This window comes from Adlercreutzia rubneri (assembly GCF_009755265.1).
GTDB lineage: Bacteria > Actinomycetota > Coriobacteriia > Coriobacteriales > Eggerthellaceae > Adlercreutzia > Adlercreutzia rubneri.
Map to the genome: position 1 here is coordinate 319,668 of NZ_WPOO01000001.1, position 26,586 is coordinate 346,253.

Consider the following 26,586-nt stretch of genomic DNA (forward strand, 5'->3'; position numbering starts at 1 on the left):
AGTTCAAGATCATATTGCTATACATCCGTTCGCAGCGCAAGACTCCTAGCGAAAATAGCAGAAAGGGCGGTGAGACCCGCCCCTTCGAAAACGTGCTAGCCGGAAAGCTACTCGGCGGCCTCTTCGGCCTTCTCGTCCTTCTTGGCGGCCTTCTTCTCCTCAGCGGCCTTGGCGGCGAAGTCCACCTCGGTCACGCTCGCGTTCTCCATGAGATCCTCGATGGCCTTCTGGCGCAAAAGACCCGTGCGGATGAGGTGCAGACGGCCGGCGTCGCGCCACTCCTGCTCCAGCGCCGCGGGATCCTCCACGCCGGTCTTGGCGAACTCGGCGGCGACGTCCGCATCGGTGATCTCCATGTTGTTGTGGCGAGCCCAGGCCTCGAGCGCGAGCTCTTCCTTCACCTGGTCGGCAGACTGGGCCTTCAGGTCGGCCTTGAACTGATCGGGCGTGATGTTCTGGCTGGCCAGATAGGCGTCGAAGGTCATGCCGGCCTGCTGCAGCTGGCCGAAGAAGTCCTGGAGCAGCGACGTCTCGGCCTGCTCAACCAGGGACTCGGGCACGTCGCCCTCGACGCGGTCGCGCAGCCCGACCATGATGTTGTTCTCCTTGATGCGCGGCATCAGCGAGCTCTTCTGCATATCCAGCGACTCCTTGATGCGCTCGCGCATGTCCTCGACGGACTCGAAGCCCATCTTCTCCTTGGCCCACTCGTCGGTGACCTCGGGCGTGACCTTCTTCTTCACCACGTTGCAGGTGACCTCGAAGGTAACGGGCTTGCCCGCCTGACCGGCCAGAAGCACGGCCGTCTCGTCCTCGGGAATCTCGAGCGTGAACTCTTTGGTCTGGCCCTTCTTCATACCGAGGATCTCCTCGTCGAAGGCCTCGGAGAACATGCCAGTGCCCGGGCCGTACAGACGGGACTCGCTCGTAAGCGCGGCGATCTCGTTGCCGTCGGCGTCGGTGGCCTTCATGGTGAGGTCGGCGTAGTTCTCCGGCTTCATCTTGGTGGCGGCAGAAGCGTCCTCATAGTCGGTGTAGTGCTCGGCCATGGCCTCGACCTGCTCGTCGATCTCGGCATCGGTGGCCTCGGCGAAAGGCATCTCGATGGCCACGGGCTCGTAGCTGGTAAGCTCTACCTCGGGGCGCAGCTCGATGGTGAAGGAGTACTCGTAGGGCTCGCCGGCCTTCACGATCTCGTTGGTCTCCATGACCGGGCCGCCCACCGGGGCGAGCTTGGCCTCGTCGATCGCGGCCGTCCACGTGCCGTTCAGCAGCTCCTCGGTGACGGTGCCGACGACCGCCTCGGCGCCGAGGGCGTTGTCGATAACCGGGCGCGGGGCCTTGCCCTTGCGGAATCCCGGGAAGTTGTACTTGCGAGCGAAGTCCTTGTAGGTTTTCTTGATGCGGCCGTCGATATCAGCGGCGTCCACCGTGACGGTGACCTTGACCTTGTTGCCCTCCAGGGACTCAACCTTAGTTTCCACGAATAGTTCCTCCATCGTTTCTTGACACGTTACGGGCTTATCGCCCGCGCGAACACTTCCTCGGCGATCCGCCACGGGAATCCGCCGCGGAAGCGCACGGTTCGCTATTATGCCACAACCCTCCCACAGTGGCTACACGTCACCGACACCATGACACAAAAAAGAGACGCGGGGCATCCCGCGTCTCCCAGGAGCGTCGATTCGACGTACTCTGGCGATCCCCGCCCGTCCCAAGCAGGGAACCGGGACTCTGCAGACCGCCGCTTAGGCCTCGCTTTTGCCGGAGCGCACGACGTAGCAGATCGTGATGTACCCGGCAACGGCCCCGGCGCAAGCGCACACAAGGCCCTTGAGCAGCATAAGGCCCGTCACGGTAAGCGGCAGCGGCAGAAGCACGCAGGCGAAAGCGCCGACGCCCATCAGCGAGACGGTGGCGGCAACCGTTGCCACGAGCAATGCCGGAGCGTAGCTCGCCGGCACGAGAGACGCCGCGCCGCCGAGATTGGCGACATTCGGCCCGGAGAAAACGCCCTTGCGCAGATCCATGCGGGTGAGCGGCACCACGATGACGAACAGCAGAATGCCGAGCAGAACCCCCGTAAGCGCGAAGTCATGGAAGATGTCGGCCTCGCTGAAGAGGAGCTCGGGCTCGGACAGGTGCATAAGATAGAAAATGACCGCATTAATGATGCCGTTGATGATGCCGTAACCGACGATGCACTTATTCAGCAAGTATGAATTGAACGGCTTAGCGGACCGCGTCGGCGCCGCGGGCGCCGAGCCAGCCATTGACTTTGCCATGAGCATTCCTTTCATCGGGATCTTCGTCTGCTGGCACAACTTGCCGAAGTCGCCCGGCGCGCCTCATTATGGGCATCGCGCTGATGCCATCGGCGAAAACCCGGAATGCCGTTACGGAAGGGTGGGCACGGAGGAACCTTAGGGGCAACCTTGCCATAGGCGAGCCACCGATTCGTTCCCGACCTGTTTCGACAAGCAGCCCCCGCGCCTCGCTCGAAACAAAGCGCGCCCGCCGGGAACGGCCTCTCGCAAGACCGATCTCGACGGGCGCAAGCGCAGATCCAAGCAGATTGCCCTAGAGCGCTGCCTCGGCAGTCTTGGAGGCCATGGCGGCCGCCACCTCGTCGGCCTTCTGCTGGCCGCGCACCACAAAGCTGATGGTGAACCAGCCGGCGACCGCGCCGCCCAAAGCGCACACCAGGCCCTTGAGGAACATCATGCCGGTCACGGTAGCGCCGGCGGCCGGCAATGCCAAGGAAAGAAGGGCGCCGGCACCGGTCATGACCACCGCGGCGAGCGCGCCCACGCCGAGAATGGAGACCGCGTAGGACGAGGAGACGAGCGGAAAGGCACCGCCCGCCGCACCGGGCAGGGAGAAAACGCCCTTGCGCAGATCCATGCGGGTGAGCGGCACGACGCAGGCGAACAGCAGCATGCCGAGGAGAAGGCCGGTGAAGGCGAGGTCGTGCACGATGTCGTGCATGCCGAACATCGCATCGGGAGCACCGGCGTTGATGCCGGCGAAGATGGCCGCGTTGATGATGCCGTTCACCACGCCGTAGCCGATGAGGCACTTGTTCAGCGCGTAGGACTTGAAGGACTTGGGGGCTTTCGGGGTCTTGGAGGTCTTTGCCATGAAGTGATTCCTTTCTTCTTGCCATGCTCGTTCGCAAACCGCGCCCCCTCGCATCTTGTCGGGGTGCCGAGAAGGGCCGCGCGGAAATTGACCGTCGAGCAGTATAGGAACCGGTGTTTCCTTTTCGCACATGAAGCATTTCCGTTGCAACGGAAATGCTTCATGTGCGAAAAGGAAGCAATCTTTCTACAATGAGCGCCGCCGAATAACGAAGGGAGCCGACGAGACTACCCTTTTCGGCGTAGACATCCCATCCAAGATTAAAGGAGGACATAATGGCGAAGAGCAAAGCGACACATCCCGAGGGGGGTGTTGAGAAGTTCCTCGTGCTGCCCATTATCGTGTTGATTCTGGCGCAGATGGGAACGTCGGGCGACAACGGCGCGCTCGGACTGGCCAACCAACAGCTGGTCGACGTGCTCGGTGCGACGACCCCCGACATCCAGCTGGCGAACATGGTGTACTCGCTGATGGCCGGCGCCTTCATGGCAGCGGGCGGCCTGGTGGGCACCATCATCGGCTGGCGCACCAACTTCCGCCTCGGCGCGGCCCTGTGCGCCGCCGGCGAGCTGGTCATGGCGCTGTCGCCGAACATGACGATCTTCATCTGGGGCGGCCGCATCCTTGTCGGCTTCGGCGCCAGCTTCATGATCCCCTCGGTGCTCGGCCTCATTCCGTTCATCTACCATGGCAAGAACCGCGTGCTGGCCTTCGGCTGCATCGGCGCCGCCTCGGGACTGTCGGCCTTCCTGCCGCTGTTCCTGGGCATCGTCATGCAGTTCGGCGGTTTCCGCGTGACCTTCGGCGCCCTGGCCGTGTACTTCGCCCTGGTGCTGCTGCTGTCCTTCAAGCTGCCGGCCATCGAGAAGCCCGCTGAGAAGCTGAAGTTCGACGGGCTGGGCACCGGCATCGCCGCCACGGGCCTGTTCCTGTTCCTCGTCGGCCTCTCCCGCATCTCCGCCTGGGGCCTCATCGAGCCCTTCGCCGAGTGCCCCTTCACCATCTTCGGCATCTCCCCGGCCCTGCCCATGGCCATTCTCGGCCTGATCCTGCTCGTGATCCTGGTGCCCATGGAGAAGCGCGTCGAGCAGAAGAACGGCATCGCCCTTCTGCCCCAGTCCTTCTTGAAGACCCCGCAGGTGCGCGCCGGCCTCGTGGCAAGCGCCATCACCTTCTTCTTCATGGGCGTTCAGGCTATCCTCCTGTCCCCCTACCTGCAGCTCGTTGCCGGCTGGTCCCCGGTGCTCATGGGCGTCATGGCGCTGGCCGTCGGCATCCCCACCTTCATCTTCTCGCTGGGCATTCCGAAGTTTATGCCCAACGCCAACCCGCGCCGCGTCATCCAGGTCGGCTACATCGTGATGGCCTGCGCCTTCATCCCCATGGCCTTCTCGCTGCACGGCTCTGAGGTCAACGGCCTCATGTGGCTGGGCCTGGCCGTGGCCGGCGCTGGCGCCGGCATCGTCTCCGCCCAGGCCAACAACATCGTGGCCCTGGCCGTCAACGAGCGCGACGCCTCGCAGTCCGGCGGCATCCAGACCACCATGCGCAACGTGGGCCAGGCCATCGGCGTGGCCGCCATCGGCGCGGTGCTCCTGTTCGGCATCACCGCCAACATCGACAACGCCATGGCCGACAGCCCCGTCATCACTCCCGAGATCCGCACCGCCGTGGCCGAGCGCAACATCTCGCTCATGGGCGATGCGCAGTTCGAGCAGACCATCGCCGACATCCCCATGGACGATGCCCAGCGCGCCGAGCTGGTGCAGCTGAACTCCGATGCCCGCATTCAGTCCACCATCACCTCCTACGTGGTCTCCGGCGTGCTGATCCTGCTCGGCCTGTTCACGACCCGCTGGATCACCATCTTCAAGAAGGAAGAGGACGGCAAGGAGGAGACCATCGTGGCCGAGACGGCCGACGAGATGCCCTTCGAGCCGGTAGTCGACCGCGAGATGTAACTCGCGCGTGTTTGAAAGGAAATTTATGAAACGGCTTTTCACCAACGCCACCTTCGTCACCATGGTCGATGACGTCGACACCGCCGACGCGCTCCTCGTCGACGACGGCCGCATCGCCTACATCGGCGACGCCGAGGAGGCCCGCCGTCTCGCCGACGGCGCCGAGGAGGTGGATCTGGGCGGTGCCGCGGTGCTGCCCGGCCTCATCGACCCGCACAGCCACTTCACCGGCGCGCTGCAGTACCTGCTGCACGCCGACCTGTCCGAGTGCACCTCCTTCGACGAGATCACTGAGACGCTGAAGAAGTTCGCCGCCGAGCGCAACATCGGCCCGGACGGCGTCATCATGGGCAACGGCTACGACCAGAACAACCTCGTCGAGCAGCGCCACCCCGACAAGTCCATCCCGAACGCCGTGTCCACCGACGTGCCCGTGCTCATCACGCACGTGTCCAACCACATGGGCGTGGCCAACGACTGCCTGCTCGAGCTGGCCGGCATCACGCCGACGACACCCGATCCGGACGGTGGCCGCTACGGGCGCATCAACGGTTCGGGCGATTTGGACGGCTACGCCGAGGAGCCGGCGGCCATGAACCCGCTCTACGCCGTGACGACCCCCCGTCTGGGGCTGGACTTCGCGGCCATGGTGCCCGACATGCAGCGCATCTACCTGGAGCACGGCGTGACCACCTGCCAGGATGGCGCCACCGCCCCCGACATGGCCGGCGTCCTGGTGAGCCTGGCAAAGGCGGGCCTTCTGAAGATGGACATCGTGAGCTACCCCATGTGGGGCTCGGACGTGATGGCCACGCTCGCCGACAATGCCGAGTTCGATAGTCAGCACTACACCGGGCACTTCCGCTTCGGCGGCCTGAAGATGTTCCTCGACGGCTCCCCCCAGGGGCTCACCGCCTGGATGACCGAGCCCTACACGGCCGGCCCCGACGGCGAGAAGGACTGGGTGGCCTACAGCACCATGACCGACGAGGACGCCATCGCCTTCGCGAAGATGGCCATCGACTCCAACCACCAGCTTCTGTGCCACTGCAACGGCGACGCAGCTGCCGACCAGCTCTTGCGCGTCTACGAAGCGGCGCGGGACGCTTCGGACAACCCGGAGAAGATGGCCCTGCGCCCGGTGATGATCCACGCCCAGACGGCGCGCACCGACCAGTACGAGAAGATGGCCGAGATCGGCATGATCCCCTCGATCTTCGCCTCCCACGTCTGGTACTGGGGCGACGCCCACCTGCGCAACCTCGGACCGGTGCGCGGCGGCCGCGTGAGCGCCTGCGGCGATGCCGAGCGGGCGGGGCTGCCCTTCACGTTGCACACCGACACCCCGGTGCTGCGCCCGAACCTGCTAGAGGCCGCCTGGTGCGCCGTGAACCGCATCACCAAGGCCGGCGTCCAGCTCGACGAGGACCAGAAGGTGACGCCGTATGCGGCCATGCACGCCATCACCTACAACGGCGCCTACCAGTACGGCGAGGAGGCCGATAAGGGCACCCTCGAGACCAGCAAGCTGGCCGACCTCGTGGTGCTCGACCGCAACCCCTTGGCCGTCGACCCGCGCGAGATCCGCGACATTCAGGTGCTCGCCACCATCAAGGAGGGCGAGACCCTCTACGAGCGCGACGCAAAGTAGCGGCAGCCGATCGATCGAGGAAACCGACCGAAGCAGAAAGGGAGGCGCGAGCCTCCCTTTCTTTCTGCCATCCGGCCCGTGGCCCGCAAGCGCCCTCCGAGCAGGCCGCCGCACCCGCGCCGAATCAGCCGACTCCCTTCCGGGCCGCCCCGGTCTCGCTCCTACTCCGGCTCGGGGAAACAGACGAAGAAGCCGTCGTCGCTCACCAAGTCAGAGGTGTCGGCGTAGTCCTCCACCAGCCGCTTGAATCCCTGCGTGAGGGGGGTGAGGTCCGCCCGGTCCCCGGGCGCCGCGACGAGCACGGCGGCCATGGTGCACTGCCCGCACTCGGCGCCCTCGCCCTCTTCCAGGCGATAGATGCGTATGCCCGTTCTCCGGACGCCCAAACCGCACCAGGCGAACACGAGCGTGCGATCCTTCACGACAGACAGCGTCCACACGAGCCGCTCGAAGCGTGCAGGCGGCATGTCGATGAGCCCGTCCGCCGACAGGCGCTCGTGGAGCGAGCCGAACAGGCTCTCCGGGGAGGATCCCACCGAAAGCGTCTCCCGCTCCCACGCGGTGTGCACCTCCCGGCCCCGCCGCCAGAGCGGCACCGAGGCGATGATATGGTCGACGTCGCTGCGGCTGACACCCGGGGACACGGTCACGCTGGGGAAATCGACATCCAGCGGCTCGAACGAGACGAGGAAGTCGAAGCGCTCGAGCAGCGTCGAGTTCGGACGCGCCACGGCGGCGAGCACCTCGTTTTCCGTCAGCACGTCGGTCACCTTGAGACGGCTCGTCAGCTTCTCGATGCGGTGCGCGCCCCACAGGGCCAGATCGATTCCGCAGTTCACCACAAGCCCCACGCGGTAGCAGCGCAGGGCGCCGGCCTGATCGAGGTAGTCGAGCAGCACGAGCGCGATTCGGGCGTAATCCGGGCTGAACAGGTCGGCCTCGACAAGAGAGGGCACCTCGCAGAGCACCGAGGCGAGAAGGCAGGCGCCGTCCATGGTCTCGTACTTCACGGCCTCCTCGTTGGGGTTCGGGGCGACCAGGCCGCACGTGCGCCGCGCAAGGCCGCTCTCGAACAGGATGGCCAGAGGCTTGCGCAGATCCTCGGGCAGCGGCAGCCCGAACGCGTTCTCGAGGGCCGAGGCGATGTCGTCGGTGACCGCGCGCGCCCGCTCGCCCGGCTCGTAGGCCTCCATGGCGGCCAGGCTCCACTGCCACGTGCAGCAATGGGCCATGTCGCGCAGAAGCCCCATCTCCGCGTCGCTCACCGCAAGCGAGAAGTGACGCTCCAGCCGCTTCTTCAGGTAGGCGAAAAACGGCGTGGCCCCGTCCGCGCCGCGCCAGGAGGTGAGCCCATATCCAAGCCGGATGCGCGTCACCATGATGCACAGGTACACGCCGAACTGCCACTGCGCGTTGCTGGAGAACTCGAAGCCGAGATCGCGCTGCATCTCGGCGATGCAGCGCTCCAGAAACTGCCGGTCGTAAGGGTCGATCGTCCCGAACAGCGACGGCAGGATGCGCCGGCGCACTGCGGCGGTGGAAAACGAGAACAGCATGGACATGACGAAGCCCCGGATGGTCCATTCGGGGCCCTCGACCGTGATCTGGCGCCCGACGGACAACGAGAGCCCGCTCACCTCGAGCATGCCCTGCCACCAGCGCAGATCGGACTGGATCTGCTGCTTGTTGCGGAACATGCGCCGCGCCAGGCTCTCGGCGGTATGGGGCCCCGGATGGCATGTCAGCGCGATCATCTCCTGGCACAGCCGCTCGTAGCGCGGGTGCATCTCGGTCTCGCTCTCTTCGAGCAGCCGCACAAGGCGGTTCTCCTCGTCGGGCACGAGCGAGAGCCGCAGGCCGGCGCCGCGCTGCCGGCCCACCCGCGTGGCAAATCCCTCGTGTTCGAAAAAGGCGTTGAGGGCCTTCACGTCAGTGCGGATCGTGCGATCGGAGCAGCCGAGCCGTCGAGCGTAATCGGCGGACGTCCGGTAATCGCTGGCCTCGAGCAGCGCCCTCAAAAGCGCCCCCTGTCTACTGTTCATCGCTCCTCCTCACACGCATCCGGGAAACGCGAGCGCGTCTCCCCTCGCTAGTGTAGACCCGCCCGCAACAGTCGCGGGCGACGATACCGTGGCAAGATGGCAACAGTTGCACGAGATTTCGGGCGACACGAAGGACGAGGGGCGCATTCGGGGGAAAATTCCCTACGAGACAACAAGATATCGAGACGGCGCCAGACGGCGCCGCGGCGAGTTGAGAGGTTCACTATGGCGACAACGATCCTCACCGCCGAGGGCGCAACTCGGCGAACGGAAACAACGGCGAAAGCGACGTACGCGCCCCTGGTCGTTCTCGCTCTCGCCCAGATCGGCACCTCGAGTGACAGCGCGGCGATGAACCTCGCCACGGCGAGCCTGGTGGGGACTTTGGGCGCCACCCTCGACGACATCCAGATGGCGACCACGCTGTTCTCGCTCATCGCCGGCGCGTTCATGATCGCCGGCGGGCTCATCGGCGTGACGATCGGCCTGAGGCGCACACTGGCCATCGGCCTCTCCCTGGCCGCGCTGGGAGAGATCACGGCGGCGCTCTCCCCCGCCATCTTCTCGTTCACCTGGGGCGGGCGCGTTGTCACGGGACTCGGCGTCTGCTTGGTCACGCCCTCGGTGCTCGGCCTGGTCGCGGCGCTCTACCAGGGACGGCAGCGCGCCATCGCGTTCGGCACCATCGCCGGCGCGGCCGCCCTTTCGACGCTCTCGCCCCTGATCCTGGGCATCGTCATGGACTCGTCGGGCTTCCGGCTCACCTTCGCCATCATGGCGGCCTACTTCGTTGTAGTGCTCTGCTGCGCGCGGCTCATCCCCCGCACGCCCGCCTCCGGCGGCCACACGCACTTCGACGTCGCCGGCACCGTCGTGGCCGCCCTCGGCATGGGACTTGTGCTGTTCGGCGTGGCGCACCTGTCGGATTGGGGCATCGCTAGCCCCCAGAAGCTCTGCCCCTTCACCTTGTGCGGGCTGCCCCCCACCCTGCCCGCCATCGTCGTGGGTCTGGTGCTCCTCGGACTGCTCGTTCCCACCGAGCGGCGCGCCCAGCGCCGCGGCAACCCCCTCATACCGCGCGCGTTCGTCACCTCCCCCAGCGTGCGCGCGGGCCTGTCGGCGGTCGCCCTGCCGTTCTTCTACATGGGGGCGGTCGGCATCCTGGCCACGCCCTACCTACAGCTCGTCACCGGGTTCACGGCGCTGCAGACCGGAATGCTCTCGCTCCTGTCGGGCATCCCCATGTTCCTTCTGGCCACCTTTCTCCCCAAGCTCGCGCCGCACCTCTCATCCCGGCTCATCATCCGCGTCGGCTTTATCGCCATCGCCTGCGCGTGCGGACTCATGGCTTTGGGCGTGCAGCAGCACGGGGTGACGACGGCCCTGTTTGGCGGCATGGCGCTCGGCGGCTTCGGGGTGGGCGCCGTCAACTCCCAGGCCAACAACGCCGTCGCCTGCGCGGTGACGCGCGAGGAGGCCGAGCAGTCCGGCGGAATCCAGGGAGCCGCCCGCAGCATAGGGCTCGCCCTCGGCACCGCGCTTGCCGGGACCTTCCTTCTCCTCACCATGGCGGGAGGATTCGCGTCCCAGGCCGCCTCGGCGGGCATCGACCAGAGCTATGTGGGTCCCGCTGCGGAAACCGCCTCGACGCTCATGAGCGACAGCGCCTTTTCCGACGAGGCGAGAGCCTGGGGGGCCGACGCCGCGCAGGTCGACAAGCTCGTGGACGTGAAGGCGTCCGCCCAGGCCGACGCCATGCGCCTTTCCTTTGGCGCTCTCGGCCTCCTTATGGCAGCGGGCCTTCTCACCACCCGCCACCTCGTGGAAACCGCCGCGCCGCGCGCCGAGCAAGACAAGGCGAAGGCGAGACGTCCCCGCTGAGACCCCTCTTGGCCGGGGCCATCGAACGCAGTCGAACCCGACCTGCTGGTACGCTCGTTCCGGCAGGTCGGCACCACCTCGGCCGTCGGATACAAACAAGGGCAAACGAGAAGGGAGCCCGCAGGCTCCCTTCCGCAATGTGATTCGAAATGCGCGGTGCACGCAGCTTGTTAGGAAAGCTCGTGGTAGGCGAAGGAGTCCTTGCCCAGGTGCACTTCCTTGCCCTCCTTGATGAGCTGGCGGTACTCGGCGGTGGCCGTGAACACCACGTCGGAAGAGGAGTTCAGGCCCGTCTCGCAGGAATCCTGGATGACGCCGATGATGAAGCCGATGCCGACAACCTGCATGGCGACATCGTTGCTGATGCCGAACAGCGCGCAGCACATGGGGATGAGCAGAAGCGACCCGCCGGCCACACCCGACGCGCCGCAGGCGGACACGGCGGCCAGCACGCACAGGATGACGGCCGTCACCGGGTCGACCGCCAGATCGATGGTCTGGCAGGCGGCCATGGTCATGACCGTGATGGTAACCGCCGCGCCGGCCATATTGATGGTGGCGCCCAGCGGGATGGACACCGAGTAGTTGTCCTTGTTCAGGCCGAGCTTGCGGCACAGCTCCATGTTCACCGGGATGTTGGCGGCAGAGCTGCGGGTGAAGAAGGCCGTCAGGCCGGAGTCCTTCAAGCAGCGCAGCACGAGCGGATAGGGGTTCTTGCGCGTGCAGATCCACACGATGAGGGGATTGGTGACCAGCGCGATGATGAGCATGCAGGCCACGAGCACCAGAATGAGGTGGCCGTACTCGGTGAAGATCTCCAGGCCCGAGGTGCTCACCGAGGCGTACACCAGGCCCATGATGCCGAAGGGGGCCAAATTGATGACCCAGCGCACGGCCTTGGAGACGGCGTCGGAGATGGCGGTGAACACTTCCTTGGTGCGCTCGCCGGCGGCACGCAAGGCGATGCCGAGCACCACGGCCCAAGCGAGGATGCCCACGTAGTTGGCGTTCATGAGCGCGTCCACCGGGTTGGCCACGATGTTCATGAGCAGCGTGGTGAGCACTTCTCCGATACCCTCGGGCGCGGCCTGCTCCACCATGGATGAGGTGTCGAGCGTGAGGGACGTCGGGAAGATCTCGCTGCCGATGAGGGCGACAATGGCCGCGACAAGCGTGCTGATGACATAGAGCACGACGACGGTCTTCATGGTGCCGGCGCCATGGGCGTTGCAAAGGGCACTGATGACCAGGAAGAACACGAGCACAGGGGCGACGGCCTTCAACGCGCCAACGAACAGCGAGCCCAGAAGCGTGATGATGTCGGTCCAAGGCTGCGCATTCGGGATGAGCAGCGCCAAGACGATGCCAACGGCAAGGCCAACGAGAATGCGCTTGATGAGGCTGATCTCGTTGTACTTCCTAAATACTGCGGGGACTGCCAAGGTAATTCTCCTTTGTCTTCGCGCGCCTCTGACAAGGCGCGTCACGGCCGCACGACCCAAACGGAACACGGGCGGGAAATGGTGCGGGCGAAAGGACTTGAACCTTCACGGGGGTTGCCCACCAGAACCTAAATCTGGCGCGTCTGCCAATTCCGCCACGCCCGCACTTCTGCGGTTGCCGACAAAACAGCTTGCCGGATTGGTTAATAATAGCAAAGAAACCCAGAATGCGAGGTCACAATTCTCATGAGGTGATTGCTCCACGGGAACGGCACTGGAAAAGAAACGAGCCCGCCGAAGCGGACTCGTAAAATTCTGGCTCCCCGGGTAGGATTCGAACCTACAACCCTCCGGTTAACAGCCGGATGCTCTGCCGTTGAGCTACCGAGGAATGTCGCTTTCAGAACCTTTGCCCTGACGCGCAAGATAGTATTATAACGAAGGGGCTTCGCTTTGCAAGACCCTATTTTCCCAAAGGCGAAAATTTATTTTCGGCGCACCAGATAGCACTTGTGGATACGAGGGTTTCGCTCAAAGTCGTGGGGGATGGTGCGGGCGGTGATGTCCTCAAGCTCCACGCCGCAGCGCCCCAGCTCCTCGATGGCCGGCTTGAACGTGCGCAAGTTGCAGGAGAACACCGCCACGCCCCCGTCGGCCAAAAGACGCGAGACACTGATGAGCAGCTCCACGTGGTCGCGCTGCACGTCCCAGGTGCGCCGGCCCATGGCCTTCGAATTGGAGAAGGTCGGCGGGTCCACGAAAATGAGGTCGTAGCAATCGCGGCGCCGGCGCGCTTCGGCGATCCAGCGGGTGACGTCGGCGCGAACGAGCTTGTTGGCCGCCCCTCCCCGCCGACCCCTCGACGAGCCTCCGCCCGTTCGATCCCTCCGATTCGGCTTGTCGGCAACTTCGAAGGCGAACCCGTTGGACGCAAGGTTGCGGGCCGCCCAGTCCAGGTACGTCTGAGACAAGTCCACCGTCGTCGTCTCCTTCGCACCGCCGGCCGCAGCATGCAGCGTCGCCACGCCCGTGTAGGCGAACAGGTTCAGGAAGCGCTTGCCGGCGGCCATCTTCCCCACCATCTCGCGGGTCACGCGGTGATCGAGGAAGATGCCCGTATCAAGATAGCCGCCCAAATCGATCTCGCAGATCAAGCCGTCCTCACTCGTGTGGGTCACAAAACGGCGACCGCCGGCGTCGCGGTACTGGCCGCCGCCCTTCGCGCGCAGGCGGGACTTGGAGAACACGTGCTCCGGCGGAATGCCCAGCACGACGGGCACCAGGGCGAGCACGTCCTCGAAACGTGCGCGGGCCTGACCGGGGTCGACGGATTTGGGCGGCGCGTACTCGGCCACATGGGCGTACAGCTCGCCCTCGGCCGCGGCCGCCCCTTCGTACAGGTCGATGGCGCAGGCGTACTCCGGCACATCGGCATCGTAGAGACGATAGCAGGCCACCCCCTCGCGCGCCGCCCATTTGCGCCGCTCGCGGGCCACCTTACGCAAACGACTCGCGAACTGGACGGCCGCCGGGTCGTTCACCTCGACGGGAATGTCGGCACCCCCGGCGGGGTTGGCCACGGCGATAACGGCGGGACGCCGCGGCGGCTCGTCGAACACCTCTATCGTCGTCTCGGAGCGCCCGCGGCCAAGCTTGAGACGCGCCGCCGGCTCCTCCTTGAACTTCGCGGCCATGCCCTCGAAACCGGCGAAGGCGAAGCGAGAACCGGCCGGCGCCTCGCGGGAAGCGGCCACGCAGGCAGCCCGGGCAGCCACGGCCTCGGCGTCGTCGTCGGCCCGAAAGGCCGAGGCGACGCTGGCCACGAGCCGGGGGGCATCGGGACGCACCGGCGCGGTGGCAAGCAGCGCCATGCGCGCCTCGCAGCGTTCGTCCGCCTCGTCCAACAGAGCGTCCCAGGCTTTTTCGGGAAACGCCGTCCAGCCCGTGAACCCCCATCGTTCGCGCAAGAGGCCCGGTGCCCGGTCCTCGCGCACCTCCGCTTCCTCGCGGGCGAGGATGCTGTCGTCGTCGACGGGGTCGAGAAACGTCGTTCCCTCCGCAAACAGCTCGACCGCACCAACTGCCGCCAGCAACGTCGCCGCCTGCGACACCACCGCGGGCGCCTCCTCCGCGGCCTCATCGCCGAGGTACGCCCGACGTGTGAGGGAGCGGCCCGACAGATCGAGCGAGAGCGTCGCCTTCTCCTCTCGAAGACGCACTTCAAAGAGGGCATCGGGTTGCTGGGGACTCACATCGGGTCGCGCGCCACGAACCTCGGCCAAACGATCGCAGATGGCGTCCTTCACCTTCAAGGCGACGAATTGGGTGTTGCGCAGCTCGGCGTTGGTGCCGCTCGCCCGCACGGCGATGCTCGCCTCCTCGGCGATCACCGCCTCCCAGGGAAGCTCGCGCACGCCGGCGTACAGGGCATCGGCGTCGCGCGCCACCACGCGACCCACCGTGAGATTAACGCGCCCCGCGAGTCGCGACCACAGGCACGCACGCAGGGCGTCCTCAGGCGCGCCGAAAAACGACGCGCCGCCGGACAGCGGACGCACCTTCCTCACGCCGAGTCCGTGCAGCTCATCCGCCAGGAGCTTCTCGGCGCCCGGCAGGCACGTGGCGAAGAACTCATAAACGGTCTCATTCATAGGGCCCTCACTGCCTTCCTTGCAATTATTTTGAAATTTCTGGTCACAAAATCGATTTTTGGGTTTTCAGAACCATCATTGTTCGCGATGCGGCGACGTTTACGCCCCAATTTGCCCGTAGAAGGAGTCGAGACGGGCAAGAAATACGAATTTGAGTCATTGCGAAAACCCAGAACTCGACTTTGTGACCATTTTTATAAAAGTTTTTGCATGCAAAAGAAGATGCCCGCAGCAGCGAGGCCGCGGGCATCGGGTCTGTCGGGTCGTTCCCTAGTCCTCGAGATAGTCCTTAAGCTTGCTGGACCGGCTGGGGTGCCTCAGCTTCGCGAGCGTCTTGCTCTCGATCTGGCGGATGCGCTCGCGGGTGACGCCGAACTCGCGACCCACCTCTTCCAGCGTGCACGGATGGCCGTCCTCCAGGCCGAAACGGAGGCTGATGACCTTGCGCTCGCGCTCGGCCAGACCCTCCAGCACCTTGGCCAGCTGCTCCTGCAGCATAGAGAACGAGGCGGCGTCGGGGGGCACCACGGCGGCGTCGTCCTCGATGAAGTCACCGAGCTGGGAGTCCTCCTCCTCGCCGATGGGGGTCTCAAGGCTTACCGGTTCCTGGCTGATCTTCTGAATCTCGCGGACGCGCTCGGCGGAAAGTCCCATCTCCTCGCCGATCTCCTCAGGGGTTGGCTCGCGGCCGAGCTCCTGCAGAAGCTGACGCTGGATGCGCACAAGCTTGTTGATGGTCTCCACCATGTGCACGGGAATGCGGATGGTGCGGGCCTGGTCGGCGATGGCGCGGGTGATGGCCTGGCGAATCCACCAGGTGGCGTAGGTGGAGAACTTGAAGCCCTTGGTGTAGTCGAACTTCTCCACCGCGCGGATGAGGCCCAGGTTGCCCTCCTGGATGAGATCGAGGAACAGCATGCCGCGGCCCACGTAACGCTTGGCGATGGAAACGACCAGGCGCAGGTTCGCCTCGATGAGCTGCTGCTTGGCATCCAGGCCCACCTGCTCGATGCGGCCCAGGCGGCGCTTCTCGCGACGCTCCAGCTCGATGCCGTCGGCCTCGGCTTTCTCCAGCTCCTCGGTGGCGGCCACGCCGGCCTCGATCTTCATGGCCAGATCGATCTCCTCGGCAGCGGTGAGCAGGGGCACCTTGCCGATTTCCTTCAGATACATGCGCACCGGATCGCCCGTGAGCATGGTCACGCCGGCATCGGCGTTGCGCTTGGCGCGATTGCGGGCGCGGGCCTTGGTACGGGGAGTGACCTTGGGGAGAGCAGCCGCTTCAACGGTGGCCTTCAGCTCCTCCTCGGGAATGCCGTCGAGCAGATCCTCTTCGGAGTCGATGCCGGCCTCGATCTTGTCCTCGGTCAGGCTGTCGGAAGCAGTGTCGTTCGTCGCGTTCGCGGGAGGTTCCGCGTTGTCCATGTCGTCGTCATCCAGGTCATCCATCTCCTCGACGTCCTCGGTCACGACGATCTCTTCGGTTTCGTTCTCAGGATTCTTCTTTGCAGCATCAGCCACGCGATAGTCCTTTCTCTGGCGTCTGCGCCCGATTTTGGGCATAGAAACACAATTCTGGCGCAGAGATACAGCAGAGAAGAATACTACAAAGAGAAGACCCCTTCAAGAGAAAACCGGCCGGAAGTTTAAGCGCAATGACAAACGCATTATCCATGGAACCTCCATGGAAGAAAGGCTCCATGCCGCTGCAGCAGTTGCCCCATTGCTTCGGCGAACCTCAAAGGAAAATCAGTCCCAATAGAAGAACGGCCTATATCGTCTCGGCCAACTTGTACCCGACGCGCCAGATAGTGACGAGGTAGCGTGGTTTGGAAGGGTCGTCCTCTATCTTCTCGCGGATCTTACGCACCATGACGGTGATGGAGTTGGGGTCGGCAGCCTCTTTGCTTCCCCAAAGCGCCTCGAGGATCTGATCGCGGGTGAACACGGCGCCCGGATCGGAGGCGAGCAGCTCTAAAAGCTCGATCTCCCGGGAGGACAGCGCCACGACTTCTCCGCGCATTCGAACCTCGTACTTCCCGAAGCGTATCTCCAAATCCCCTACCGAGAACGCCTCGGGACGGCGGTCGCGTCCCTCATGCTGGCGCTCGCGATCGCGTTCTCGACGGCGCAAATGCGCGTTCAGCCGCAAAAGCAGCTCCTCGGGCTGGAAGGGCTTCACAAGATAGTCGTCGGCACCGGCCTTAAAGCCGATTGATTTGTCGACAATGTCGCCCTTGGCCGTGAGAAACATGATCGGCACCTCGCGTCCCTCACCTCGGATGATCTCGCAGATTTCGAAACCGTTGATATCGGGCAGCATCACATCAAGAATAAGGAAGTCGGGGCGCTCGGCCCTCAGCATCTCCAGGCCGTCGGCCCCGTTGCCCGCACAGCAGAAGTCGTAGCCACCGCGGCGTACAATCTGCTCGATGAGCACCTGCATAGACGCGTCGTCGTCGACGAGCATCACCTTAGTCATGATCTTCCTCCTCTACGGGCAATTCGACGGTGAACGTCGAGCCACGCCCCGGCTCACTTGCCACAGCCACGGTGCCGCCCATCATGGCCACCAGATCCTTCACCAACGAGAGCCCCAGTCCGCTGCCGCCGTAGCGGCGCACCGTGGACATGTTCTCCTGACGAAACCGCTCGAAGATAAGCTCCTGGGCCTCTTTCGGAATACCGATGCCGGTATCGGTCACGCGCATCACCACTTTGCGAGCGTCATCCTCGTCCGCCTCGCAGCAAACGCGCACAGCCACCTCGCCGCCGGCATCGGTGAACTTCACGGCATTGCTCGTCAGATTCGCAAGCACCCGACGCAGCTTTTCCCAATCCCCCATGATGAGGGGCACGTCGAAGTCGACCCGGGTGGTAAAGGCTACGCCCTTTTTGGCGGCCACCGGCGCCATAGCCGACTCTACCATACCCACGAGGTCGTTCAGATCAACCAGCTCCAGGTTCAACGTCTCGGAGCCCGCCTGAATGCGGGCGCACTCCAGCACGTTGTCCACCATCTCAAGCAAAATGGCGCCGTTTTTGCCAATCTCCTCCAACTGGCGGCGCGCCTCGGGCCGGCCGGGCCCGATGGACTCGCCCAGGAGCTCGGCGAAAGCCAAAATGGAAGTAAGTGGCGTGCGCAGCTCGTGGCTAACGATGGCAAGGAAATCGGACTTGTACTGGTTGTCTCGGGCGAGTTGGGCATTGATCTCCTCCACTCGACGACGTTGACGCTCCAGCTCGGCATTAGCGCGGGAGAGTTGCTCGGTGCGCTCGGCCACCTGCGACTCCAGACTTCCGTAAAGCTCCTCCAAGCGCTGGGCCATGGAATGGTACTGCTCGATGAGGTCGTCTATCTCGCGGGACGAGTACAGCACGCCTCGGTCGGTCGTGGCCAGGGAACCTCGCGCCGGCAGGCCACGTAGGCAACCTGGAGCGAGCGCGGGCTCATTCGCATCGACGGCTGCTGGCCCAAAGACCCTCGGAGTGGTCGTTTCCCCCTCGGTCGCGTGCGCATCGGGCTCGGCTACGCGGGAGAAAGAAGCTCGAAGCTCCGTCAAGGGCTCGGTAATGAGTCGGCTGATGACAACGTAGATGAGAAGCGCCATGGCCGCCACCACGGCAAGAAAGAACATCATGTTGCTGATGATGGCGTCGCGCATGTTGGTCATGGCGCCATCTGCGGGCACCACCACCGACACCGCTCCGGCCACATCTCCCACGCTCCAGCCCTCTTTCGGGTAACCGGTCGCATCCAACTCGCCGGCAGGCTGGCCATGGCACTCGGTGCAGTCGTTGGAGACGTCCATGGCCCGCACATAGCGGAAAACCTGATCGCCTCCCTCGGTCTGGTAGCCCCATACCTCGTCGGTGTCCTTATCCGCCAGAAACGTCTCGATGGCGGCGGCCTCGTAGGCGTCCGGGGTATTGTAGATGTTGCGCGGGTTCAAGTTCATGAAGCGGATGGAGTAATCCGTCTTCTCGGAGAACAGCGCCGCCACCGACTTGCCCGCAATGGCGCAATGCAGTCCCTTGTAGTCGTACCCCCCGTCGGAGGTATAGTTGATGACGTTCTGGTTCAGCGAGATGAAATCCCACATGGCATCCATCTCGGTAACGAGCACCCGCGACTTCTCCAGAAGATCGGTCTCGGCGCGGCGCGATTGATCGTCGTAGGTGAACGCAAGGAACACCGCCGATATCAGCACGAGAACAACCGTGAGAAGCCCGATAAGCTTCGTCCGCAGCCCGATCTTCCTCTGTCGCCCAAAAATCGTCATGGCTCTATCGCGCCTGCTTCCAGGCAGCGCGCGGCCGGCTCGCCTTCTTCTCCATGCACCCTCCCTAACGCCCGATGCGGCTGGTAGGAGTTATACCCTACCAGCCGCCGTAAAGCTAGTGTCCCGTTCTTAAGCCGTTGGCGCTCAGGCCTCGTGGCTTACTTCCTGCGGGTTGTGCAGCACGCCGCCTTTGGCCGCGTCGCGATGGGGCGCGAACACCACAGCGGGGGCCGTCTCATCGGTCAGCTCGCCCAGGGCGCTCACGCCCTCGGGATGACGCTCCCGCAGTTCCGCGAGGGTGCCGAACTCGAGCGCGCGCACCGGGCACGCCTTGGCGCAGGTCGGATCCGGCACGCCCTCCGGGTTCTCGTCCGAGCAGAGCACGCACTTGTGGGACAGGCCGTCGTCCAGCTGCACGGGATGCCCATAGGGGCAGCTTTTCTCGCAGGTCATGCAGCCGATGCACTTCTCCTTGTCGTTGTTGACGATGCCCGTTTCCGGATCCTTCTGCATGGCTCCGGTGGGGCAGTTGGCCACGCAGGCCGGGTTCTCGCAGTGGCCGCAGGTCATCGATACGTAGTAGGTGAACGCCGTGGCGGTAAAGGCACCGGCATCGTCGGCCTTCCACTCGCCGCCGCCGAACTCGTACACCTTGCGGAACTTTTGCGGCACCTCCAGGTTGTTGCGGTCGAAGCACGAGGTCATGCAGGCCTTGCAGCCGGTGCAGATGTCGGTGTTGACGAAAAATCCGTACTGTTCCATGATCTATCCCCCTCTTTAGGCCTTCTCGATCTTGCACAGGTTGGAATGGACGCCGTTGCCCTTGGAAATCGGCGTTGGGCGCGAGGACGTCAGCACCGAGATGCAGCCGCCCAAATCGAGCACGCTGGGGTCGCCGATGGTAGCGCCGTCGCGAGTCTCCGGGTCGTACCAGGCGCCCTGGGGCACGCTGACCACCCCGGGCATGATGCGGTTCGTCACCTTAGCGGTCATCTGAGAGCGGCCGCGCTCGGTGGACACAATGACGGTGTCGTCCTGGTTGATGCCGAGCGTGGCGGCGTCGCCCTCGTTGATCCAGCACTGCTGCGGGGCCACCGAGCTCATCCACGGCACGTTGCCGTAGGAGGAGTGGGTGCGCGTCTTGGTATGGTGGCCGATGAGCTGGAAGGGATACTCCTCGCGCAGCGGGTCGCCGTATCCCTCGAAGTTCTCGTACCAGATGGGCAGGCCCGTGATCTGGTCGCGGCCGTCGTCGGGCACATACCCGCCGCCGGTGAGGTCCCACTGGCGCGACAGGTTGTAGGCCTGCTTCGAGAACACCTCGTACTTGCCCGAGGGCGTGGCGAGCGGGCCCTCCGGCGCGGCGATGGCCGGCGTGTGGTCGTCAGTCTGCTTGATGAGGCCTGCGGCGCGGAACTCCTCGAAGGTGTCGGGCAAGTCGTCGCCGGCCGCCTTCCCCTCGTTGTAGCACCACTCGATCCAGTCGAGCTGGGTCTTGCCCTCGGTGAACTCGTCCTTGATGCCGAGCGCGTCGGCCAGAAGGGTGCAGATCTCGTAGATGGGTTTGGCCTCGAACAGAGGCTCGATGGCCTTCGACTCGCAGCAGATGAAGCCGGTCCAAGCGGTACCGCCAGTGGTGAGATCGTCCTCCTCGAAGGGCGTGGTGCCGGGCAGGATGATGTCGGAGGCCATAGCCGTCGGCGTCATCCACGGGTCCACGGTGACGATCATGCGCACGCCGGAGTCCTTTTCATCAGGCAGGTTGTAGATGCGGAGCGAGTCGTTGATGTCGGCGTGCTGGCCCATCATGACATTGGATCCGTAGTTCCAAATGAACTTGATGGGGGCCCTAAGCTTCAGGGTGCCGGGCTCCTCGGCGTAGCTGGTGACACCGGTCTCATCGATGGCGCGGATGCCCCAGGTGGCGTCGTTCATGACCGTGTAGTCTTCGATGGCCTGATACCAGTCGAAGAACGAAACGCACACCCCCACCGTGTTCTTCTCGGGGAAGCACGGGATAGCCGTGGGCGTGGCGAAGGGAACGCCGCCCACGCCCTCGCGGGCGCCGGTGCCGCCGCCGGAGATGCCCACGTTGCCGGTGATGGCGGCGATCATCGCGATGGCGCGGGAGTTGTTGCCACCGTTGGAGTGGCGCTGCGGACCCCAGCCCTGAATGGTGGCCGTGGGGCCGTCCATGTACAGGTCGGCCAGCTCGCGGATGGTATCGGCCGGAACACCGGTGATGCCGGCGGCCCACTCGGGGGTCTTCTCGCCGGTGCCCGCATAGGCGCCGGTGCCAGCGAGGTAGGCCTCGTAGGACATATCCTCATCGATGGTGAGCGCGCCAGACTTGTCGAGCCCCATGAAGGCGGTGCTTGTGGGCTCGGCCGCTTTCACATCGTCGGCGAAGCTGTCGGAGAAGAAGCCGACGAACTTGTCGCGGATGAGCTGCTCGTCCAGCTTGCCAGCGCTGAACAGGTACTGGATCATGCCGGCCACGAGCGCCATATCAGTGCCGGGGCGGATAGGGATCCAGCGGTTGGCCACGCCCACGGCGGTGTCAGACAGGTGAGGATCCACCACCACGATGGTAGCCTCGGGATTCTGCAGGCGCACCTGGGTAAGCAGGTACTGCATGGCCGAGCCAGACATACGGGTGTTGGCCGGGTTGTTACCGAACAGCACGATGTTCTTGGAGTTCACGAGATCGGTCACCTCGTTGTTCGACCAGGCGTCGCCGTTGAAGAGCGGCATCTCCCAGGTGATCTGACCGGTGGAGTAGTCGGCGTACTGGCGCAGGTAGCCGCCCCACAAGTTCATGAGACGCGCGAACATGGTCTGGTCGGGGTGCCACGACTTCGACACCGTACCGCCCAGTACGCCGGTGCCGTACTGGATGTAGAAGGCGTCGTTGCCGTACTCCTCCTTGATCTCCTTCATGGTGGTGGCGATGAGGTTGATGGCCTCGTCCCAGGTGATCTCCTCGTACTTGCCCTCGCCGCGCTTGGTGCCCTCGACGCGCTTCAGCGGCTTCTGGATGCGGTCGGGGCTGTAGATGCGCTGGCGGTTGGTGCGGCCGCGCACGCAGGAGCGCATCTGGTAGATCTTGCCGGGGCCGAACTCGTCGTCGCCGTCAGAATCAATGTCGATGCGCACGACCTGGCCGTCCTTCACATAGGCCTTCAACGGGCAGCGGCTGCCGCAGTTCACATGGCATGCAGACCAGCTGACGGTGTCGTAATCGAGCGGATCGCCGCCAGTGGCGGGCAGGCTGTCTGCGGCCGGCTCCTCCTGCTTGGCGGCCGGCGCGCAGCCGGTCAGCGCCACGCCGACTCCCGTCGCCCCGGCCAGGCCGAGGAACGACCGGCGGCTGATCTTGCCGAAGGTTTGCGCAGTCTTTCCCATAGACTCCCCTTTCCTCTTCTTGTTCGGGGCCCGAAGCGGAAGTCGGGCCCTCCCTCGGAAAGAAAGTCTACGCGCGCGAGCATGGAACCTCCATGGGTATTTGGTTCATTTTTCCTTAGGGATTTCTTATCGAAATATTGCACCCCAGGTGAGAGGACAATTTGAGCGTCAACGGCTGACGGGAAGGAGCTGACTAGATTCTAAAGGGATCAATCCGTCGCCCACGATACAAGTTGAATCCCATAATGACACGAATTCAGGACAAAATGCTCTCTCGACCGCTTTGGCGATTTAGGTCTGGCTTTAACACTAGTGCTAGGGGCATATTGCAACGTCCGTAATGAATTCCGGACTAACGATCAATCCAGGCTTCAACGTCATTACAATGCTCGAATCAACTTCCCCTTCACCAACTTTTCGCGCTAGACACAGCAGCTCGCAAATGACAGAGGAGAGCCAATTTGCGTTGCGACCACCTTCCTGCTCATCAGCAGCATAAACGTAACTTATAGTTGATACATTCTGAAACGGCACTTCAAAATAAACGCAAAAGGAGCTCTTTCCTTCTCGCCATTTTGACTCGATCACTCGTTGCGCTTCAAAAGGACGTTGCGATACGCAATCATGCAAAATCTCAGGTCTTTCGTAATAGCCTTCATCCTTGCTAACTGAGTAAAGATATGCACTCACTCTATTGTCAGATCGTAGCTTGCTTCTAATCAACGGAGGTAAAGCTTTTAAAGAAGAGCTGTCGAGTAACTGAGCGTTATCTCGCAGATCAATCTCTAGATGCCCCTCCAAGAACTTACCTAGAGCACAACCCCTAGACAAAACCTCGCACAATGGCAGAATTCCGTTCGATATGATGCTGGCACAATTATCATCGCAAGTAGTTACATGCATACCTTTTATTCTGAAACCGTCGAACATCTCTGCGACAGAATCATCGCTCGCAAGTCCCGAAATCACTTGATCGACTAAAGGCTCATCGAGCATCGCTACAAAAGTCTTCCGAGCCGCATCGCTATCCGTGATGTCATAAACCAAAATGTCGCACTCTTCCAATCATCATCTTCCGTACATTAACTACTACAGCAAGTCCACAGGGTCGATGTCGACGGCGGCGTTGACGGCGGGGTTCACTTTGCGGGCGCGGAACAGGCGCACCAGCGGGGCCGAGAGGTCGTCGCCCAAAGGCGCCTTCACGACGATGTGGTAGCGGTAGGTGTTGCGCAGCTTCGCCAGCACGCAGGGGACGGCGGGCAGCACCTGCCAGCGATCTCCCACCTCGTTGCGGATGAGCTCGGCCAGCTGGGCGTGCAGAAGCTCGGCCTCGGTGGCCACGGCGTGCTCGTCGGCGCCCCACAGAAGCACGTTGGCCATCCGCACGTAGGGCGGGTAGCCTAAAAGCTTGCGCTTGGGCAGCTCGGCGCGCAGGAACATCCCGCGGTTGTAGGTGGCGGCGGCGCGGATGGCCACGTCGTCGGCCTCGTAGGTCTGCACCATGACCCGCCCGTCCAGCTCGGCGCGCCCGGCGCGGCCCGCCACCTGCTCGATGAGCTGGAAGGTGCGCTCGCCGGCACGGTAGTCCGGCAGGTGCAGCTGGGTGTCGGCGTTGATGACGCCCACCAGCGTGACGTCGTCGAAATCGAGCCCCTTGGCGATCATCTGGGTGCCGAGCAGCACGGCGGCATCGGCGGCGGCGAACGATTCCAGCAGTTCCTGGTGGGCGCCTTTGGCCTGGGTGGTGTCGGCGTCCATGCGGATGATGGGAACCGTTGGCCCCACGCCGGGCAACCCGTCCAAGAGCTGGCGCAGCTCGGTTTCCACGCGCTGGGTGCCGGCGCCGAACTTCTTCAGGTAGGGGCTGCCGCATTCGGGGCAGGTGGGCGGCGCGGCCACGGCGTAGCCGCAGTGGTGGCAGACGAGCTTGGCCCCCTGTTCGTGGTAGGTGAGCGACGTCGAACAATGCGGGCACTCGGGCACAAAGCCGCAGTCGCGGCACAGAAGGAACTTCGCGAAGCCGCGCTGGTTCAGCAGAAGCACCGCCTTGCGACCCTGAGCGAGCTCCTCGCCCAGCGCCCGGGCGAGCCGTCCGGAGAACATGGCGCGGGAGCCGGAGGCGAACTCGGCGGCCATGTCCACCACCTCGATGGCGGGCATGGGCCGCCCGTTGGCGCGCTCGGGCAGTGCCGCCGCCGTCCAGCGCGGGTTCTTGTTCACCTGGTAGAGTGCCTCGATGGAAGGGGTGGCCGAGCCGAGCACCAGCGCGCCCCCGGCACGCGCCATCATCCACTCGGCCACGTCGCGCGCGTGGTAGCGCGGCGAGGAGTCCTGCTTGTAGGAGCCCTCGTGCTCCTCGTCGATGACGATGAGCCCCACATTGGCGGCCGGCGTGAACAGCGCGCTGCGGGCGCCCACGACGACGCGGGCCGCGCCGCTTTTGATGAAGTCCCACTGGTCGTAGCGCTCCCCGTCGCTCATGCGGGAGTGCATGACGGCCACGGCGTCGCCGAAGCGGCCGCGGAAGCGGGCCACGGTCTGGGGGGTGAGCGAGATCTCCGGCACGAGCACGATGGCGCGGCGCCCCTCGGCGAGCGTGCGCTCGATGGCCTGCAGGTACACCTCGGTCTTGCCGGAACCGGTGACGCCGTCCACGAGCACCACGCGCCCGTCGCCTGCGGCCCGGGCGGCCTCGATGGCGGCCACGGCCGCTTGCTGGCCTTCGGTGAGCTGCGGGGCCGCAGTGGGGGCCGGAGCAGCCGCCCCGCCGGCCGGCGCGCCCGCGCGCGAGGCCCCGTCTTCCATGCCGCGCATGCGCCGGCGCCGCTCCACCGTGACAGCCCCCTTGGCGGCCAGCGCCTTCAACGTGGAACCCACGGCGCCGAACCCCCGCGACAGCTCGGCCACGCGCACGTCGCCGGCGCCCACCGCGGCCAGCACCTCCTGCTGCTTCACGGCGTTCTTGCGGGGAACGAACGCGTCGAAGGCCGGCCCGCGCGTGACCCAGCGGTCGTCCACTTCCCCGATGGCCGGCTCCTCGACGCGCCAGCGCCCGTCGCGGCCCCGCACGATGCGCGGCACGGCCCGCGGCGGCGTGAACAAGCGCGCACATTCGGAAAGCGGCGCGGCGTAGCGTTCGGCGAGCCAGAGCGCGCAGGCCGCCCCCTCCTCGTCGAAAAACGGCGCCGAGAGCACCGCTTCCACCTGCTTGAGATCGGCCGCCGACTGGGGCGTCCCCCACAGGTCGGTGCCCTCATCCGGGGAGGGAACGACCTCTTCCAGGCCCACAATATAGCCCACGGCCTTGCGGCCGCCGAGCGTCACGAGCACGGCGCAGCCCACCGCGGCTGGTCGCCCCCCTTCCCCGACGAGCATCTCGTCGGGAACCGCGTAGGAATAGGGGGTGTCGAGAGCTTGGGTAGGAATGTCGACTATGACCGAGGCAATGTTCATGCCCGCCAGTATACCGCAAGCCTACACCGTGAGGTCGGCGTATTGGAAGGGGATGAGGCGGCCGAGGTCGTCGGGGTTCATGCGGATTTGGCAGCCCACCTTGCCGCCCGAGAAGTGAATCGTATCGAAGAGCTGGGCCGTCTCATCCACGAAGGTGGGAAAGCGCTTCTTCATGCCGATGGGCGAGCAGCCGCCGTGCACATAGCCGGTGAGCGGCAGAAGCTCGCGGGCCTTGATCATGGCGATGGCCTTCTCGCCGGCCGCCGCGGCGGCCTTCTTCAGGTCGAGCTCGGCGGCCACGGGCACGAGGAACACGTAGTAACCGCCGGACTTGCCCTGGGTCACGAGCGTCTTGAAGACGGCGTCGGGATCCTCCCCCTGCGAGAGCGCAATCTCCTCGCCGGTCATCGTGGGCTCGGCGTCGAAGAACAGCTCCTCGTGGGGAATGCCCGCCGCGTCCAGCTCGCGCAGGGCGTTGGTCTTGTGGTCCTTGGGGGCGCGCGCCATCAGAATGCCTTTCTTGAACGATGTGCAGGTTGATCCCGTGGGGGGCGACCTCGGTCGCCCCTCCTCGAGCAAGGTGATCCCGCTTGGGAGGGCTGACCAAGGTCAGCCCCTACGGGGGGCAGGCTCAAGCGAGGTGATCCCGCTTGGGGAGGGCTGACCAAGGTCA

17 protein-coding genes and 2 tRNA genes are annotated in these 26,586 nt (G+C 64.5%); 3 read left to right on the plus strand and 16 right to left on the minus strand.

Features of this window, described 5'->3' with window-relative positions; translation table 11 throughout:
• Window positions 1-107 precede the first annotated feature (107 nt).
• The 3 genes from tig to GO707_RS01405 form a co-directional block, all read right to left on the minus strand.
• Complete coding sequence (tig, locus tag GO707_RS01395) at window positions 108-1,484, minus strand: trigger factor (protein WP_223901133.1); 1,377 nt, start codon at window positions 1,482-1,484, stop codon at window positions 108-110.
• Window positions 1,485-1,748: 264 nt separating this feature from the next.
• A complete protein-coding gene (locus tag GO707_RS01400) occupies window positions 1,749-2,285 on the minus strand; it encodes a hypothetical protein (RefSeq protein WP_022740012.1) in 537 nt (178 codons plus the stop codon).
• 295 nt (window positions 2,286-2,580) lie between these two features.
• A complete protein-coding gene (locus tag GO707_RS01405; protein ID WP_022740013.1) occupies window positions 2,581-3,141 on the minus strand; it encodes a hypothetical protein in 561 nt (186 codons plus the stop codon).
• A 275-nt stretch (window positions 3,142-3,416) separates the two neighbouring features.
• Between GO707_RS01405 and GO707_RS01410 the strand changes: the two genes are divergently transcribed.
• Both GO707_RS01410 and GO707_RS01415 read left to right on the plus strand, forming a co-directional pair.
• The gene (locus GO707_RS01410; RefSeq protein WP_157011707.1) at window positions 3,417-5,102 is read left to right on the plus strand and encodes an MFS transporter; all 1,686 of its coding nucleotides are present in this window, start codon (window positions 3,417-3,419) and stop codon (window positions 5,100-5,102) included.
• Window positions 5,103-5,127: 25 nt separating this feature from the next.
• Window positions 5,128-6,753 (plus strand): amidohydrolase, encoded by a 1,626-nt coding sequence (locus GO707_RS01415; protein ID WP_157011709.1) that lies wholly within the window; start codon window positions 5,128-5,130, stop codon window positions 6,751-6,753.
• A 161-nt stretch (window positions 6,754-6,914) separates the two neighbouring features.
• On the opposite strand, the gene GO707_RS01420 is transcribed toward GO707_RS01415, so the two are convergent.
• Window positions 6,915-8,795 (minus strand): BglG family transcription antiterminator, encoded by a 1,881-nt coding sequence (locus tag GO707_RS01420; RefSeq protein WP_114548436.1) that lies wholly within the window; start codon window positions 8,793-8,795, stop codon window positions 6,915-6,917.
• Window positions 8,796-9,020: 225 nt separating this feature from the next.
• Between GO707_RS01420 and GO707_RS01425 the strand changes: the two genes are divergently transcribed.
• Window positions 9,021-10,676: an MFS transporter gene (locus GO707_RS01425; RefSeq protein ID WP_181815502.1), complete on the plus strand. Its 1,656-nt coding sequence runs from the start codon at window positions 9,021-9,023 to the stop codon at window positions 10,674-10,676.
• 170 nt (window positions 10,677-10,846) lie between these two features.
• Here GO707_RS01425 and sstT read toward each other — a convergent pair whose 3' ends face one another.
• From sstT to ybaK, 12 genes are all read right to left on the minus strand, one after another.
• Window positions 10,847-12,118: a serine/threonine transporter SstT gene (gene sstT / locus GO707_RS01430; RefSeq protein ID WP_114548434.1), complete on the minus strand. Its 1,272-nt coding sequence runs from the start codon at window positions 12,116-12,118 to the stop codon at window positions 10,847-10,849.
• 79 nt (window positions 12,119-12,197) lie between these two features.
• Window positions 12,198-12,283 (minus strand) — tRNA-Leu (locus GO707_RS01435).
• Window positions 12,284-12,434: 151 nt separating this feature from the next.
• Window positions 12,435-12,509 (minus strand) — tRNA-Asn (locus GO707_RS01440).
• A 94-nt stretch (window positions 12,510-12,603) separates the two neighbouring features.
• Window positions 12,604-14,769, minus strand: a complete 2,166-nt coding sequence (locus GO707_RS01445; protein ID WP_114548433.1) for a THUMP domain-containing protein — start codon at window positions 14,767-14,769, stop codon at window positions 12,604-12,606.
• Window positions 14,770-15,039: 270 nt separating this feature from the next.
• The gene (gene rpoD, locus GO707_RS01450; protein ID WP_269747963.1) at window positions 15,040-16,194 is read right to left on the minus strand and encodes an RNA polymerase sigma factor RpoD; all 1,155 of its coding nucleotides are present in this window, start codon (window positions 16,192-16,194) and stop codon (window positions 15,040-15,042) included.
• 346 nt (window positions 16,195-16,540) lie between these two features.
• Window positions 16,541-17,251: a response regulator transcription factor gene (locus tag GO707_RS01455; RefSeq protein WP_114548432.1), complete on the minus strand. Its 711-nt coding sequence runs from the start codon at window positions 17,249-17,251 to the stop codon at window positions 16,541-16,543.
• On the minus strand, window positions 17,244-19,052 hold the full coding sequence (locus GO707_RS01460) for an ATP-binding protein (RefSeq protein WP_114548431.1): 1,809 nt from the start codon (window positions 19,050-19,052) through the stop codon (window positions 17,244-17,246). The genes GO707_RS01455 and GO707_RS01460 overlap by 8 nt, the downstream gene beginning before the upstream one ends.
• A gap of 144 nt (window positions 19,053-19,196) precedes the next feature.
• Complete coding sequence (locus tag GO707_RS01465; RefSeq protein WP_114548430.1) at window positions 19,197-19,814, minus strand: 4Fe-4S dicluster domain-containing protein; 618 nt, start codon at window positions 19,812-19,814, stop codon at window positions 19,197-19,199.
• 15 nt (window positions 19,815-19,829) lie between these two features.
• Entirely contained in the window at window positions 19,830-22,457 is a 2,628-nt protein-coding gene (locus GO707_RS01470) for a DMSO/selenate family reductase complex A subunit (protein WP_114548429.1), read from the minus strand.
• Window positions 22,458-22,772: 315 nt separating this feature from the next.
• A complete protein-coding gene (locus tag GO707_RS01475) occupies window positions 22,773-23,522 on the minus strand; it encodes a hypothetical protein (RefSeq protein ID WP_147270630.1) in 750 nt (249 codons plus the stop codon).
• Between the two features lie 24 nt (window positions 23,523-23,546).
• Window positions 23,547-25,913 carry a replication restart helicase PriA gene (priA, locus tag GO707_RS01480; protein WP_114548428.1) on the minus strand — a complete coding sequence of 789 codons (2,367 nt, stop codon included), beginning with the start codon at window positions 25,911-25,913 and terminating at the stop codon, window positions 23,547-23,549.
• Window positions 25,914-25,934: 21 nt separating this feature from the next.
• Window positions 25,935-26,420: a Cys-tRNA(Pro) deacylase gene (gene ybaK, locus GO707_RS01485; RefSeq protein ID WP_114548427.1), complete on the minus strand. Its 486-nt coding sequence runs from the start codon at window positions 26,418-26,420 to the stop codon at window positions 25,935-25,937.
• Between the last annotated feature and the right edge of the window lie 166 nt (window positions 26,421-26,586).